The organism is Microbacterium sp. AC132, from assembly GCF_979258525.1.
Map to the genome: position 1 here is coordinate 2,737,056 of NZ_OZ409862.1, position 13,674 is coordinate 2,750,729.

At 68.1% G+C, this 13,674-nt stretch carries 12 protein-coding genes and 1 tRNA gene; 6 read left to right on the forward strand and 7 right to left on the reverse strand.

Annotated elements, in window-relative coordinates; all coding sequences use genetic code 11:
• Positions 1-51: 51 nt before the first annotated feature.
• The 5 genes from ACZZZQ_RS13115 to ACZZZQ_RS13135 all read right to left on the reverse strand — a co-directional run bounded on the left by ACZZZQ_RS13115 (position 52) and on the right by ACZZZQ_RS13135 (position 6,241).
• Entirely contained in the window at positions 52-1,749 is a 1,698-nt protein-coding gene (locus ACZZZQ_RS13115) for a sensor histidine kinase (RefSeq protein WP_072591604.1), read from the reverse strand.
• Positions 1,750-1,805: 56 nt separating this feature from the next.
• Complete coding sequence (locus tag ACZZZQ_RS13120; protein ID WP_053097249.1) at positions 1,806-2,492, reverse strand: response regulator transcription factor; 687 nt, start codon at positions 2,490-2,492, stop codon at positions 1,806-1,808.
• Between the two features lie 101 nt (positions 2,493-2,593).
• Positions 2,594-4,234, reverse strand: coding sequence for a DNA repair helicase XPB (locus ACZZZQ_RS13125; RefSeq protein ID WP_187250556.1), 1,641 nt, complete (start codon positions 4,232-4,234; stop codon positions 2,594-2,596).
• Positions 4,235-4,245: 11 nt separating this feature from the next.
• On the reverse strand, positions 4,246-5,955 hold the full coding sequence (locus tag ACZZZQ_RS13130; RefSeq protein ID WP_372984228.1) for a helicase-associated domain-containing protein: 1,710 nt from the start codon (positions 5,953-5,955) through the stop codon (positions 4,246-4,248).
• A 10-nt stretch (positions 5,956-5,965) separates the two neighbouring features.
• Positions 5,966-6,241, reverse strand: coding sequence for a hypothetical protein (locus tag ACZZZQ_RS13135; protein ID WP_053097244.1), 276 nt, complete (start codon positions 6,239-6,241; stop codon positions 5,966-5,968).
• 139 nt (positions 6,242-6,380) lie between these two features.
• On the opposite strand from ACZZZQ_RS13135, the gene ACZZZQ_RS13140 reads away from it, so the two are divergent.
• Entirely contained in the window at positions 6,381-6,761 is a 381-nt protein-coding gene (locus ACZZZQ_RS13140; protein WP_053097241.1) for a cold-shock protein, read from the forward strand.
• Positions 6,745-7,458: a DUF3027 domain-containing protein gene (locus ACZZZQ_RS13145; protein ID WP_463507724.1), complete on the forward strand. Its 714-nt coding sequence runs from the start codon at positions 6,745-6,747 to the stop codon at positions 7,456-7,458. Before ACZZZQ_RS13140 ends, ACZZZQ_RS13145 begins: the two co-directional genes overlap by 17 nt.
• Positions 7,459-7,527: 69 nt before the next feature.
• On the opposite strand, the gene serC is transcribed toward ACZZZQ_RS13145, so the two are convergent.
• Positions 7,528-8,640, reverse strand: a complete 1,113-nt coding sequence (gene serC, locus ACZZZQ_RS13150) for a phosphoserine transaminase (protein ID WP_463507725.1) — start codon at positions 8,638-8,640, stop codon at positions 7,528-7,530.
• A 99-nt stretch (positions 8,641-8,739) separates the two neighbouring features.
• Here serC and ACZZZQ_RS13155 point away from each other — a divergent pair, with 99 nt between their 5' ends.
• The 4 genes from ACZZZQ_RS13155 (at position 8,740) to ACZZZQ_RS13170 (ending at position 11,467) form a co-directional block, all read left to right on the forward strand.
• Positions 8,740-9,441, forward strand: coding sequence for a metal-dependent transcriptional regulator (locus tag ACZZZQ_RS13155; RefSeq protein ID WP_053097237.1), 702 nt, complete (start codon positions 8,740-8,742; stop codon positions 9,439-9,441).
• A 364-nt stretch (positions 9,442-9,805) separates the two neighbouring features.
• The gene (locus ACZZZQ_RS13160; RefSeq protein ID WP_053099199.1) at positions 9,806-10,525 is read left to right on the forward strand and encodes a M23 family metallopeptidase; all 720 of its coding nucleotides are present in this window, start codon (positions 9,806-9,808) and stop codon (positions 10,523-10,525) included.
• Positions 10,526-10,854: 329 nt separating this feature from the next.
• Positions 10,855-11,352, forward strand: a complete 498-nt coding sequence (locus ACZZZQ_RS13165; RefSeq protein ID WP_053099198.1) for an HNH endonuclease — start codon at positions 10,855-10,857, stop codon at positions 11,350-11,352.
• A gap of 41 nt (positions 11,353-11,393) precedes the next feature.
• Positions 11,394-11,467 (forward strand) — tRNA-Arg (locus ACZZZQ_RS13170).
• Between the two features lie 4 nt (positions 11,468-11,471).
• Here ACZZZQ_RS13170 and ACZZZQ_RS13175 read toward each other — a convergent pair.
• Positions 11,472-13,658 (reverse strand): MMPL family transporter, encoded by a 2,187-nt coding sequence (locus tag ACZZZQ_RS13175; protein ID WP_053097235.1) that lies wholly within the window; start codon positions 13,656-13,658, stop codon positions 11,472-11,474.
• Positions 13,659-13,674: the final 16 nt, after the last annotated feature.

Consider the following 13,674-nt stretch of genomic DNA (forward strand, 5'->3'; position numbering starts at 1 on the left):
GCAGCCGCTGTGGAGAACCTGCGCGGAGGATTCTCCGTGCAGCAGGAGCCGTCAGATGTCGAGCGGCTCGATCGGCTGGGTGTCCTCGAGAAGATGCGCAGGTGTCGCGCGTGAAGGTGCGAGGGGGAGGGTGACGGTGAACGTCGCTCCGCCGCCGGGCGTCTCCGACACCGCGACGCTTCCGTGCAGCGCCTTCACGATGGACGAGACGATCGCGAGACCCAGGCCCGACCCTCCCGTCTCGCGAGCGCGCGAGGTGTCGGCGCGCCAGAAGCGCTCGAAGATCTGCTCGCGGATCTGCGGCGGGATCCCCTCACCGTGATCGACGATCGCGATGCTCCCCGTGCCTCGCACACGATCTGCGTCGACCACGATCTCGATCGGACTCTCCTCCGCCGAGAAGCGTCGCGCATTGCCCAGCAGGTTCGTGACGACCTGGCGGACCTTGTTCTCCTCGCCGAGCACGATCGGCGGCGTGCGCACGGGGATGTCCGCCGCTTCGGTGAAGTCGATCGCCGGCACGGCTGCACCGGAGTTCCGGGGGCGACGGCGCAGGCGCGCGAGCGTTCCGCGTGAGAGCCCACGGGGTGCTGGCGTCTCCGGAGCGGAGGGAACGACGGGTGTGGAGCGCGTGGTGACATCGATCAGCGGAGCCTCGACGGTGCGATCGACCACGGTCACGGTGCGCGCCGGAGCCGCCGCGCGCAGGTCGAGAGCGGCGTCCCGCGCGATCGGTCGAAGATCGAGGGCTTCGATCTCGGGCTCCCGCTCCTCGTCGAGGCGCGCAAGAGCGAGGAGGTCCTCGACCAGGACGCCCATGCGGATCGCCTCCTTCTCGATCCGCTCCATCGCGCGTGCGGTGTCTTCCTCGCCCTTGATCGCGCCCATGCGGTAGAGCTCGGCGTATCCACGCACGCTCACCAGGGGAGTGCGCAGCTCGTGGCTGGCATCTCCGATGAAGCGCCGCATGTGCTGCACGGTGCGATCTCGCTGCGCGAGCGACGCGTCGACGCGGTCGAGCATCGTGTTGATCGCGCTGTTCAGGCGGCCGACCTCGGTCGTGGGCTCGAGATCGGTGAGACGCTGGGTGAAATCGCCGGCGGCGATCGACATGGCGGTCGACTCGACCTGCCCGAGCCGACGGAATGTCAGCGTCACCAGACCGCGGGTCAGCAGAGCGGCCAGGAAGATCGTGACGAACGCGACCGTGATGTAGATGCCGAAGTACTGGCTGATGATGCGATCCGCGTACTCGAGCGGCATCGCGACGATCTGGATACGCAGCGATCCGTCGCCCTCTCCGGGCACCCGCGCGACAGCGGCGCGGAAGCTCGACCCTTCGGTCCCCTCCATCGTGAACGGCGTGTCCTCGTTCGCCTGCACGTCGAGAGGCGAATAGGTCGCGGGGAAGAGCGGCTGTCCGTTGGCGGAGTTCCCGGTGGTCGTCTGCAGCACGCCCTCGGCGTCGTAGATCGCGACGAAGAAGTCTCGCGGCGAGTCGGTGGGGGTGTAGACGGTCTCGCCGTCCTCGACCGTCACCTCGAAGTAGCGGCTCGCGAGATCCGCCGACACCAGGGCCGGAAGCTGCGCATCGATGTTGCTGATGAGGGAGTTGCGCAGGATCGGCACGGTGCCGATGCCCGCAGCGAGAAGACCCAGCGCGAGCACCGCGACCGTGACGCCCGTCACCTTGGCGCGCAGGCTGATCGACCGCCACCACCGGGTGATCGCGTCAGGCTTGTGCGCCATGCGGACCTCCCTGGAGACGGATGCTGTGCGGCGTCAGCGTGCGGCGGTGTGCCGGACTACTTGCCGACCTTGAGCATGTATCCGAAGCCGCGCTTCGTCTGGATCACCGACTCCTCGGTGTGCGGGTCGATCTTGCGGCGGAGGTACGAGATGTAGCTCTCGACGATGCCGGCATCGCCGTTGAAGTCGTACTCCCACACGTGGTCGAGGATCTGGGCCTTCGACAGCACGCGATTCGGGTTCAGCATCAGATAGCGCAGCAGCTTGAACTCGGTCGGGCTCAGCTCGATCGACTCCTTGCCCACCTGCACGTCGTGGGTGTCCTGATCCATCGACAGCTCGCCGGCCCGGATGATCGACTCCTCGTCGGCCTGCATCGTGCGGCGCAGGATGGCCTGAGCGCGGGCGACGATCTCGTCGAGGCTGAACGGCTTGGTGACATAGTCGTCGCCGCCGGCGTTGAGCCCCTCGATCTTGTCGTCCGTGCCGTCCTTCGCCGTGAGGAACAGGATCGGCGCAGTGAAACCGGCGCCGCGAAGACGCTTGGTCACGCTGAAGCCGTTCATGTCCGGAAGCATCACGTCGAGGATGATGAGGTCCGGCTCCTCCTCGAGCACCGCCGAGATCGTGGCGGCGCCGTTGGCGACGGTCTTCACCTGGAACCCGGCGAAGCTGAGACCCGTCGAGAGCAGGTCGCGGATGTTGGGTTCGTCGTCGACGACCAGGATGCGCGCATCAGTCATGTCCCCATTATGGTGACTTCGGCCATGCGGATGCTGACTATCCTTCGGAGCGGCGCTTTCGCCCTCCGCGTAGCGGCGCTGTTCCGAGGGAGTGAAGACGGTCAGGCCGCGATCGCGTCGGCATCCATGATCGTGTAGCTGTATCCCTGTTCGGCGAGGAACCGCTGGCGATTCTGGGCGTAGTCCTGGTCGATCGTGTCGCGTGCGACGAGCGTGTAGAAGCTCGCCGTGCGGCCCGACTGCTTGGGGCGCAGGAGCCTGCCGAGGCGCTGAGCCTCCTCCTGGCGGGAACCGAACGAACCCGACACCTGAATGGCGACGGACGCCTCGGGGAGGTCGATCGAGAAGTTCGCGACCTTCGACACCACGAGCAGCGAGATCTCGCCCTCGCGGAACGCGCGGTAGAGCTCCTCACGCTCGTCGATGGGCGTCGCGCCGGTGATCTGCGGCGCGTTCAACGACTGCGACAGGGAGTCCAGCTGGTCGAGGTACTGACCGATCACGAGGATCCGCTCGTCCTTGTGCTTCGCGATGAGCTCGCGCACGGCGTCGATCTTCGCCGGGGCGGAGGCGGCGAGGCGGTAGCGCTCGTCGTCGGTCGCGGCGGCGTATTCGAGCCGGTCGTCCGGCGGGAGGTCGACCCGAACTTCGTAGCAGACGGCGGGGGAGATGAAACCCTGCGCCTCGATCTGCTTCCACGGGGCGTCGAACCGCTTGGGCCCGATCAGGCTGAACACGTCTCCCTCGCGTCCGTCCTCGCGGACCAGCGTGGCGGTGAGGCCGATCCGGCGACGCGCCTGGAGGTCGGCGGTCAGCTTGAACACCGGTGCGGGGAGCAGGTGAACCTCGTCGTAGACGATGAGGCCCCAGTCGAGAGCATCCAGCAGGGCGAGGTGGGCGTACTCGCCCTTCCTCTTGGCCGTGAGGATCTGGTAGGTCGCGATCGTCACCGGCTTGACCTCTTTGGCCTGCCCCGAGTACTCGCCGATCTCCTCGGGCGTGAGGCTCGTGCGCTTGAGCAGTTCGTCGCGCCACTGCCGAGCCGAGACCGTGTTGGTGACGAGGATGAGGGTCGTGGTCTTCGTCGCGGCCATCGCGCCGGCGCCGACGATCGTCTTGCCGGCGCCGCAGGGGAGGACGACGACGCCCGAGCCGTCCTTCGAGAAGGCGTCGACGGCATCCTGCTGGTAGGGGCGGATCGCCCATCCGTCCTCTGCCAGTTCGATCTCGTGCGGGGTGCCGGGGGTGTAGCCGGCGAGGTCTTCTGCAGGCCAGCCGATCTTCAGGAGCTCCTGCTTGATCTGACCGCGCGCCCAGGCATCGACGATGAACGTGTCGGGAGCCGGGTGGCCGATCAGCAGCGGCTGGATGCGCTTGTTGTTCGCCACCTGTGCGAGCACGGCGGGGTCGGTCGAACGCAGGATCAGGGTGCCCTCGTCGTCGCGTTCGATGACGAGGCGCCCATAGCGGTTCACGGTCTCGCGCAGGTCGACGGCCACCGACGGAGGCACGGGGAACCGGGACCAGCGGTCCAGCGTGTCGAGCATGTCCTCGGCGGTGTGCCCGGCGGCGCGGGCGTTCCACAGGCCGAGCCGCGTGATCCGGTAGGTGTGGATGTGCTCCGGCGCGCGTTCGAGCTCCGCGAAGATCGCCAGCTCGTGGCGGGCGCTCTCGGCATCGGCGTGGGCGACTTCGAGCAGCACGGTGCGATCGCTCTGGACGATCAGGGGGCCATCAGACATAGCTGTCCAGTTTACTGTGCGATCACGGTGGCGGCGCGGATGCTCGACACCGGAAGCGTGCGCTCGACGTCGGCTGCCCGGTCGCGCCCGCGCAGCCGGCCTCCGCCCAGCCCGGTCGCCTCGAGGATCAGCTCCCTGGTCGATCCGTCCGGCATGCCCACGCTGACCCGCAGCACGGCCTTCGCGCGCACGGCGGCCTCGAGCTCGCGGTCGAGCCAGGCCGCGTCGGCGTCGGGACCCTGGCGCGAGCGCAGCGCGGCGATGAGGCCCGAGTAGTCCGGCGCCGGGTCGGGCGTCGCCTCGGAGACCGGGTTCCGTTCGCCGGCCACCGCGTGTCCGTCTTCGTCGACGAGCGTCGCCGGGTAGCGGGCATCCGTGAGCGCCCAGTACACGGTGTCGCGCCCGACGCGGGTCGTGAGCGAGGCGACGTGCTTCGTGAGGGCGAGCGGCCGCAGCCCCTGGTCGACGGACATGGCCTCGATCAGATGCTGGTCGCTGCTCTCGATGCGCGTTCGCCCGGTCTCGGCGTCTGTCGACACCCGCACCAGGCCGTGCCGTTGGGCGGTCTGGGTGACGAGATACCGGAGCGGCTGGGGGATGCCGGTGAGCGAGAGCGACTCGAGGAACTCGAGGATCGACTGCTCCGTCTCGCCGGCGACGAGTGCGTGGGCGATCGATTCGGGAGTGAACCGATAGGTGGAGGCCTGAGCGGCGGACTCGCGCGCGGCGATCGTGCGCAGCCGCACGTCCAGACCGGGGGCCAGCGGGCCGGGGGAGATCGCGCTCAGATCGTTCTGGAGGAAGATGCGATCGACCTCGCTCGGGAGGAGTGCCGTGAGGGGAGTGGCATCGACGCTCGCGCCGCGCCGGATCGCCGCCGCCCATGCGGGCTCACGGCCCTCATCGGCGATGAGCCCGAGCAGGCGGGCGCGCTCCAGCAGAGCCGTGCTCTGCTCTGCCCAGGCAGGGTCCCAGGGGTGAGCGTCGGCCCAGTCGCTCGGGGGTATCCACCCGCCCTCCGTGGTGCGCAGACCGCGGGGGAGAGCGTCGCGGAAGCCTTCGACCAGGGTGCTCCACCGATCGGCCACGGACGATCGCAGCCATTCCTCGGTCTGTGGCGTCGTGCGCAGTCTGCGGGCGTCCGGTGCGACGAGGCGCGAGTCGACGGCGATGGCGATCAGCGCGTCGATCGATTCGGCCACGACGCCCGACTCGCCGAGCTGTCGCTTCTCGCCGGCGCTGACGTTGCCGCCGGCCAGCAGGGTGAAGGGCTTCTCGCGGGCGAGCAGGAGCAGATCGGCCAGGGCCGAGACGGTGGTGAAGGCGCGCTCGGCAGCGTGGGCCGTCTCGGTGTCGGTCGTGGGTTCCGGCACGGTGTCGCTGGGCGCACTCGGCTCCGCACGATCTGCGACGGCGGTGACCACCGGCGGGAAGGGCGCCCCGTCCGGGCGCAGCAGCGCGAGGCTTTCGAGGGTCTCGCGCTGCGCGGAGTGTTCCGACGCGGGACTCGCTGCGAACGCGAGAAGGGCTGCGGCCTCGTCGCGCGTCAGGGTGGGGAGGACCCGAGCGAGCGACGCGGGATCGAGAAGCGCTTCGGCGGCGTCGAAGAAGTCCTGCCAGTTGACGTCCGGGCGCACGCGCCGTGCCGTGAAGAGGGTGCTGAGCTGCTCGTCGCTCGCCGCGGACAGCCATTCGGCCAGCGGTCGGGCGTGCGTGCTCATGCCGGATACCTCAGGGCCGCGATGCCGCGCGCCCCTTGCGGATGAAGCTCATGGCGAGGAGCACGATGATCATGACGAAGGCGGCGGGGAGCCCCCAGTAGGGGATCGCGGCGATGAACGGCCATGCGCCTGAACCGAAGTCCTCCTGCTGCATGCCGACCGCTGTGCCGATGATGATCGCGAAGAAGCAGATGATGGACGCCGCAGCGAGTCCGAGTGCCGTGAACGCCAGAATGCGATCGATGCGGCGAACGGGAACCTCAGGTTCGGGACTCTTGGTGCTCATCCGTCTCAGCCTAGTCGTTGCGGGGTGGCACGGTTCCGCATCGTGACCTACGGATTCCGTGCCCGGCGACCGGTAGGCTGGGGGTGGCCGCACACGTGCGTCCCATCCAGCTCCACACCGACTCAGCGAGGTTTCTTCCATGCCCACCGGCAAGGTCAGGTTCTACGACGAAGACAAGGGTTTCGGCTTCATCGCCGCCGATGACGGCCAGGACGTCTTCCTGCACGCCTCCGCTCTGCCGGCCGGCGCCGCTGTGAAGGCGGGTGCACGCGTGGAGTTCGGTGTCGCCGACGGCAAGCGCGGCCTCCAGGCGCTGTCCGTCCGGGTGCTCGAAGCGCCGCCGAGCCTCGCGAAGGCGAAGCGCAAGCCCGCGGACGACATGGCGATCATCGTCGAGGATCTCGTGAAGCTCCTCGACGGAATGGGCGGCGACCTGCGTCGCGGCCGCTACCCCTCGTCTGCACAAGGCCGCAAGATCGCGGCAGTTCTGCGCAAGGTAGCCGATGACCTCGAAGCCTGAGGCGGACCAGCGTCTGATCGACGCTCACGATCTCGCGCTCGCCGCCCTGCACGAGATCACTCCGGCGTCGACCGTCGGACCCGCAGCCGACTATCTCCCCGAGGAGGACGGCTCGGTCTCGCTGCGCTTCGAGAACCGACTCCCCGGATACCCCGGCTGGTTCTGGACCGTCACGGTCGCTCGCGTCGATGATGAGGAGCCGACGGTGCTCGAGCTCGAGCTGCTGCCGGGCGACGGCGCCCTGCTCGCACCCGAATGGGTGCCGTGGGCCGAACGCCTCGCCGAGTACCGCGCCCACCAGGTGGAGCTCGCGGAGCAGGCGGCCGCGGCCGCCGCGGACGACGAGGATGCCGCATCGGTCGAGGACGACGACTCCGATGACGATCTCGACGGCGATGACCTCGACGACGATGAACTCGACGACGACGACGATGACGACATCGATGAGGACGAACTGGCCGCGGAGCCGCGAGAGCTGCACGCCGGTGACCTCGACGGAGTCGACATCGACGAGCTCGACGACTCCGCCGCCGCGGACGACGACGACGCGGACGACGACGACGAGGACGAGTCGGATGACGACGAGGACGACGTCTCCGACGAGGATGACGACTCCGACGACGAGGATGACGACTCCGACGACTCCGACGACTCCGACGACTCCGACGACGACGAGGACTCCGACGACGAGGAATGATCGTCCACGGGACGAATGAGAAAAGGGGCCGCGTTCGCACGCGGCCCCTTTCGTCTTCGTCGGTGGGTGTCAGGCGCCCTGCTGCCCGAGGACGTAGTCGAGAGAGCGGGTGAGCTGTCGGATGTCGTCCGGTTCGATCGAGACGAAGGTCGCGACGCGCAGCTGGTTGCGACCGAGCTTGCGGTACGGCTCGGTGTCGACGATGCCGTTGGCGCGCAGGGTCTTGGCGACCGCCGCCGCATCGACGCGGTCGTCGAAGTCGATGGTCACGACGACCGGTGACCGGTGCGCCGCGTCCGTGACGAACGGGGTCGCCACCGTGGAGGCGGCCGCCCAGTCGTAGAGGATGCCGGACGACTCCGCCGTGCGGGCGCCGGCCCAGGCGAGGCCGCCGTTCGACAGGATCCAGCTGAGCTGGCTGTCGAGCAGGTGCAGCGTCGTCAGTGCGGGAGTGTTCAGCGTCTGGTTGAGTCGGGAGTTGTCGACGGCGTTCTTCAAGCTGAGGAACTCCGGGATGTACCGACCCGAAGCGGCGATGCGCTCGATGCGGTCGACGGCGGCGGGCGACACCGCGGCGAACCACAGGCCCCCGTCGGAGCCGAGGTTCTTCTGCGGCGCGAAGTAGTAGACGTCCGCCTGAGAGGCGTCGAAGTCGATGCCACCGGCCGCGCTGGTCGCGTCGATGACGGTCAGAGCGCCGTCGGCGACCACGCGCTCGATCGGTGCCGAGACGCCGGTCGACGTCTCGTTGTGCGGCCAGGCGTAGACGTCGATGCCGTCGACGACCTCTGCAGCGGTGCGCGAGCCCGGCTCGGACTTGCGCACATCCGGCGCCTCGAGCCACGGTGCGGCAGCGGCGGCGGCGAACTTGCCGCCGAACTCCCCGAACACCAGATTCTGGCTGCGGCGCTCGATCAGGCCGAAGGCGGCGGCGTCCCAGAACGCCGTCGAGCCGCCGTTGCCGACGATGATCTCGTATCCCTCGGGAAGGCGGAAGAGTGCTGCGAGCTGCTCGCGGACGCTGCCCACCAGGTTCTTGACGGGTGCCTGTCGGTGCGAGGTGCCGAGCAACGTCGGACCTGCGGCGAGCAGCGCATCGAGCTGCTCGGTGCGCACCTTCGAGGGACCGCAGCCGAAGCGGCCGTCAGCGGGCAGGAGGTCACGGGGAATCTCGATCGCCATGCGTTGATTCTACGGCGTGGGCCCCCGGGTCCTTCACCGCATGACGCCCTGATGTCCGCGCGGGAATGTAGGCTTGCCTAAGAAGACCCGGAGGGCCACATGACGGACTTGATCGACACCACGGAGATGTACCTCCGCACCATCCTCGAACTCGAGGAGGAGAACATCGTGCCGCTGCGTGCGCGTATCTCCGAGCGGCTCGGCCACTCGGGTCCGACGGTCTCGCAGACGGTCGGGCGCATGGAGCGCGACGGCCTCGTCGTCGTCTCCGAAGACCGCACCCTCGAACTCACCGACGCCGGTCGTCGCAAGGCGGTCAACGTCATGCGCAAGCACCGCCTCGCCGAGCGCCTCCTCTCCGACGTGATCGGCCTCGACTGGGCGTTCGTCCACGAAGAGGCGTGCCGCTGGGAGCACGTGATGAGCGAGCAGGTCGAGCGTCGTCTCGTCGAGTTGCTCGGCCACCCCACGGAGTCCCCGTACGGCAACCCGATCCCGGGCCTCGACCAGCTCGGCGACGCGCCTGCGCGCACGTTCGACGAGGGCGTCATCGGGCTCGTGCAGAAGCTGAACGCCGCCGGCGCTCCGATCGATGGCACCGTCCGCCGTCTCGCCGAGCCCGCTCAGGTCGACCCGGAGCTGCTCGAGCAGCTGCGAGACGCAGGCGTGGTTCCCGGTGCGAAGGGCGACTATCGCTTCAACGAGGGCTACGTGCTCATCCAGATGGAGGGCAAGGAAGACGGTCTGGAGCTCCCCGTCGAACTCGCCTCGCACATCTTCCTGGTCGGCGAGCCCGCCTGAACTTCGAGGCCGAAGGGCCCGACATCCGCGTGATTCCGCCTCTCCGAGGATTGCCAGGTTCGCAGGGTGACAGGATCGTTATCTTCCGGTAACCTCGGACGAGTCGTCGAAGAAGCCCGCTGACGACACCCGAGAGGATTCGCCTTCCAGGCTCGTCGACCTCCCGGTCAGACCGCACAACGTACCCGAGCTACATACGTGCCACGAGAGCAGAGTGCCGACGAGCCAGCGCTTCCCGAGCGTGCAGGCGCAGGAGGACTAAGTTTTGGCCAAAGACATCGAATCGCCCGAGAAGACAACTGAAGATCGAGCAGTCGCCCGCAGCTCTCGCAGCCGCGTCGACGCTCGCAAGGTCGTTAAGCCCTTGCGTTCGATCGCCATCTTCGGGGCCGTCGGTGCTCTCGTCGCTGCTGTCGCTCTTCCCGCCTACGCCGCATCGAAGCCGGCAGAGACCGCGGCGACCGTCCAGCAGCTCGCTGCTGTCGACGCCCAGTCTCTGGTCGTCGCGTCCGACGCGACCGCCGCTCCGCTGAGTCGCGGTACCTTCAGCGCCACGACTCCGGACGAGATCGAGAAGAAGAAGGCCGAAGAGGCCGCAAAGGCCCGCGCGGCCGCCGCTGCAGCCTCCGTCGCCTCTGCGTCGAACACCAGCTTCGACATCGGTCGCTACGCGCTGGTGTCGCCCGGTTCCGGCGAGGTCCGGTACCCGCTTCCCCAGGGTTCCTACAACGTCAGCCGCACCGTCGGCGGCGCCCACCAGGGTGCCGACATGCTCGCCCCGGCCGGAACCCCGATCTACGCTGCGGCTGCGGGCGTCGTCCGTGCCTCTGCCGAGAGCATCGGCGGATACGGCGTCGCCGTCATGCTCGACAGCGTCGTGGGCGGTCAGCGCGTGCAGACGACCTATGGTCACATGATCTACGGTTCGCGTCAGGTCCAGGCGGGGCAGACCGTCGCCGCCGGACAGCTCATCGGCTTCGTCGGCAGCACCGGACGCTCGACCGCCAACCACCTGCACTTCGAGGTCTGGGTCAACGGCGGCCTCATGGAGCCGATCGCCTGGCTCGGCGCCAACGCGGGCTGATTGCTCGCACCTCCATCTTTCTCTCGCGGACACGCCTTCGTGCGTTCACCCGCAGTTTGACCCTCCTGTGCTGCTGATGGGTTAGCCTGAACCCGTTGTCGCATAGTCGGGAGAAGCTGATGGAGCGAATACCGAACATCCGAACCATGGATGCCCTCGGTCGTCACGTCCTTCTGCATCGTCCGCAGGGACGCCACGGTCTTGCCGTGCGCATGAGGCGCTGTCTGTAGACAGCGCCTTTTTTCATCCCCGCGAACGCTTCCGTCCTGTGCGGCTTCGTGTGAGTCGAGAGTGCCGGGAAGCCGTCCCGGCGGATCGAGAGGATGACGATGCGCACACTTGTACTGAACGCAGGATACGAACCGCTCGCGATCGTGTCGTTCAAGAGAGCCCTGGTCCTGGTCATGAACGACAAGGCGACGGTCATCGAACGTGTCGAGGACGACCCCGTCTGGGGCAGTCACGGCGTCTACGACCGTCCTGCCGTCATCGTCCTCTCGCGGTATGTGCGCATTCCGATCAGCAGACGCGTCCCGGTCACACGGCGGGGCGTCCTCCGCCGTGACAACCACCGCTGCGGCTACTGCGGCAAGGCCGCCTCGACCATCGACCACGTGATGCCGCGTTCGCGGGGAGGGGCTGATTCGTGGGAGAACCTCGTCGCGTGCTGCCTGCGCTGCAACAACACCAAGAGCGACCGCACGCCGCAGGAGATGCGCTGGGAACTGAGGTTCGCACCTCGTCCTCCGCACGGGACGGCGTGGACGGTCCGCGGCACGGAGCGGAGCGACCCGCGATGGGAGCCGTACCTGGCACTCGCCGCGTGAACGGAAGGCGGGGGCGGGGCTTCCTCTAGAATGGAATCCTCGCCCCCGTAGCTCAGCAGGATAGAGCAGCCCTCTCCTAAAGGGCAGGTCGCTGGTTCGAATCCAGTCGAGGGCACATCTCAGTCACGGCCGTTGCGCCACAGCTTCGATGGCCACCAGATCACTCGACCCAGGTCGTAGGCGAGTGCCGGCACGAGCAGCGAGCGCACCACGAAGGTGTCGAGCAGCACTCCGAACGCGACGATGAACGCGAGCTGCGCGAGGAACAGGATCGGGATCACCGACAGGGCGGCGAAGGTCGCTGCGAGCACGAGACCCGCAGACGTGATCACGCCGCCGGTGATCGAGAGTCCGCGAAGCACGCCTTCGCGTGTGCCGTGCTCGAGCGACTCCTCGCGCACCCTCGTCATCAGGAAGATGTTGTAGTCGATGCCGAGTGCCACGAGGAACACGAATCCGTAGAGCGGAACCGCAGGATCGGCACCGGGGAAGTCGAACACTCCGTTGAAGACCAGTGCCGAGACGCCCATCGCCGTGCCGAACGACAGCACCGTGGTGATGATGAGCAGCACCGGCGCGAGGATCGACCGCAGCAGCAGCATCAGGATCAGCATGATCACGACCAGGACGACCGGGATGATCAGGTTGCGGTCATGGATCGAGGCGTCGTTCGTGTCGATCGCGGTCGCCGTCACTCCGCCGACCAGAGCATCGAGCTCGTCCAGCTGGGTGCGCAGATCCCGCACCGTCGCGGCAGCCGCGTCAGAGTCGGCCGCGTCGGTCAGAGTGCCCTGAAGAAGAACGTCTCCGTCGACGACGGTGGGCTCGGGCACCGGGGTCCCGGGAGGGCCGACGGCGACCAGGCCGTCTTCCGTGACCGGCGCCGAACCGCTCGGCGAGTCAGCGGCCGTGACAGAGACCCCGTCGATTCCATCGTCGGCCAGCAGCACGTCGGCGGCATCCTGCAGCTCGTCCTCCGCGACGACCACGTACACGGGACTGCCGGAGCCGCCGGGGAAGTGCTCGCCCAGAGCCACCTGACCGTCGCGCGCCTCGGACGCGCCGAGCACGAGATCGGACTGGGGCACGCCGACGGCGTTCAGCTGCAGGACGCCCGAAGCGCCGGCGAGCAGCACCAGGGTCGTCACGATCCAGATGACGCGAGGGCGGCGGGTGATGAGGTTCGCGAGCCGTGCCCACAGGCCCGTCTTGCGCATGCCGTGCTCGTCAGCGACGACCTCGGGCTCGAACTTCGGGCGACGGGGCCAGAACACCGCGCGGCCGAACAACAGCAGGAGAGCCGGCAGCAGTGTGAGCGCGGCGAGCATCGCGAACACGATGCCGATGGCGGCCACCGGACCGAGGGTGCTGTTCGACTTGAGGTCGCTGAGCAGCAGACAGAGCAGTCCGGCGATGACAGTCCCGCCGGAGGCCACGATCGGCTCGAAGGAGCCCTTCCAGGCCGCCAGCACGGCGGCCCCCTTGTCTCGGGTGACGCGCAGCTCTTCGCGGAACCGCGCCACGAAGAGCAGCGCGTAGTCGGTGGCCGCTCCGATGACCAGGATGAAGAGGATGCCCTGGGTCTGGCCGCTGAGCAGCAGCACCTCGAACTTCGCCAGCCACCAGACCACGAGGAGCGCGACGCAGAGTGCGAAGAGGCTCGTCGAGAGCACGACGATCGGCAGCAGGAACGAGCGGTAGACCAGCACGAGGATGACGAGCACCGCGAGCAGGGCCACGCCCAGGAGGAGGCCGTCGATGCCGGCGAACCCGGCGACGAGGTCGGCGCTGAATCCTGCGGGACCCGTGATGTAGACGGTGACGCCGTCAGGCGCGGCATCCCGCAGCTGAGTGCCGAGTGCATCGATCGCGTCGGCGAGTTCCGCGTCGCCCTCGATCGGGATGAACGCCTGGACGGCCTTGCCGTCGTCCGACGTCAGAGCGGGAGAGACGTCTTCGCTGACGCCCTCGACGGAGGGCGCGTCGGCCACCGCATCCGAGATGGTCTGGAGGTCTGACTCCGACAGCTCGTCATCGGCGACGAACACCGCGATCGCCGGAATGGCATCGCTGTCGTTGAACTCGCCGAGGAGCTTCTGCACCTGCGTCGCATCGGCCGACTCAGGCAGGTAGCTCGTCTGATCGTTCGATGAGACCTCGTCGACCTTGCCGAACAGCGGGCCGCCGAGCCCTGCGCCCACCAGCCAGATGAGGATGAGGGCGACGGGGATGAAGACGCGCGCCCAGGAGTGCCGACGCGTGCGCTCTCGGGTCGGCGGGGTGGGCGCGTGCTCAGGGGTGGACATCAGATTCCTCTCGGAA

Coding starts and splice junctions, on each gene's coding strand:
- ACZZZQ_RS13115 (WP_072591604.1), bottom strand. CDS start 1,749: ATGGCGCACAAGCCTGACGCGATCACCCGGTGGTGGCGGTCGATCAGC.
- ACZZZQ_RS13120 (WP_053097249.1), bottom strand. CDS start 2,492: ATGACTGATGCGCGCATCCTGGTCGTCGACGACGAACCCAACATCCGC.
- ACZZZQ_RS13125 (WP_187250556.1), bottom strand. CDS start 4,234: ATGTCTGATGGCCCCCTGATCGTCCAGAGCGATCGCACCGTGCTGCTC.
- ACZZZQ_RS13130 (WP_372984228.1), bottom strand. CDS start 5,955: ATGAGCACGCACGCCCGACCGCTGGCCGAATGGCTGTCCGCGGCGAGC.
- ACZZZQ_RS13135 (WP_053097244.1), bottom strand. CDS start 6,241: ATGAGCACCAAGAGTCCCGAACCTGAGGTTCCCGTTCGCCGCATCGAT.
- ACZZZQ_RS13140 (WP_053097241.1), top strand. CDS start 6,381: ATGCCCACCGGCAAGGTCAGGTTCTACGACGAAGACAAGGGTTTCGGC.
- ACZZZQ_RS13145 (WP_463507724.1), top strand. CDS start 6,745: ATGACCTCGAAGCCTGAGGCGGACCAGCGTCTGATCGACGCTCACGAT.
- serC (WP_463507725.1), bottom strand. CDS start 8,640: ATGGCGATCGAGATTCCCCGTGACCTCCTGCCCGCTGACGGCCGCTTC.
- ACZZZQ_RS13155 (WP_053097237.1), top strand. CDS start 8,740: ATGACGGACTTGATCGACACCACGGAGATGTACCTCCGCACCATCCTC.
- ACZZZQ_RS13165 (WP_053099198.1), top strand. CDS start 10,855: ATGCGCACACTTGTACTGAACGCAGGATACGAACCGCTCGCGATCGTG.
- ACZZZQ_RS13175 (WP_053097235.1), bottom strand. CDS start 13,658: ATGTCCACCCCTGAGCACGCGCCCACCCCGCCGACCCGAGAGCGCACG.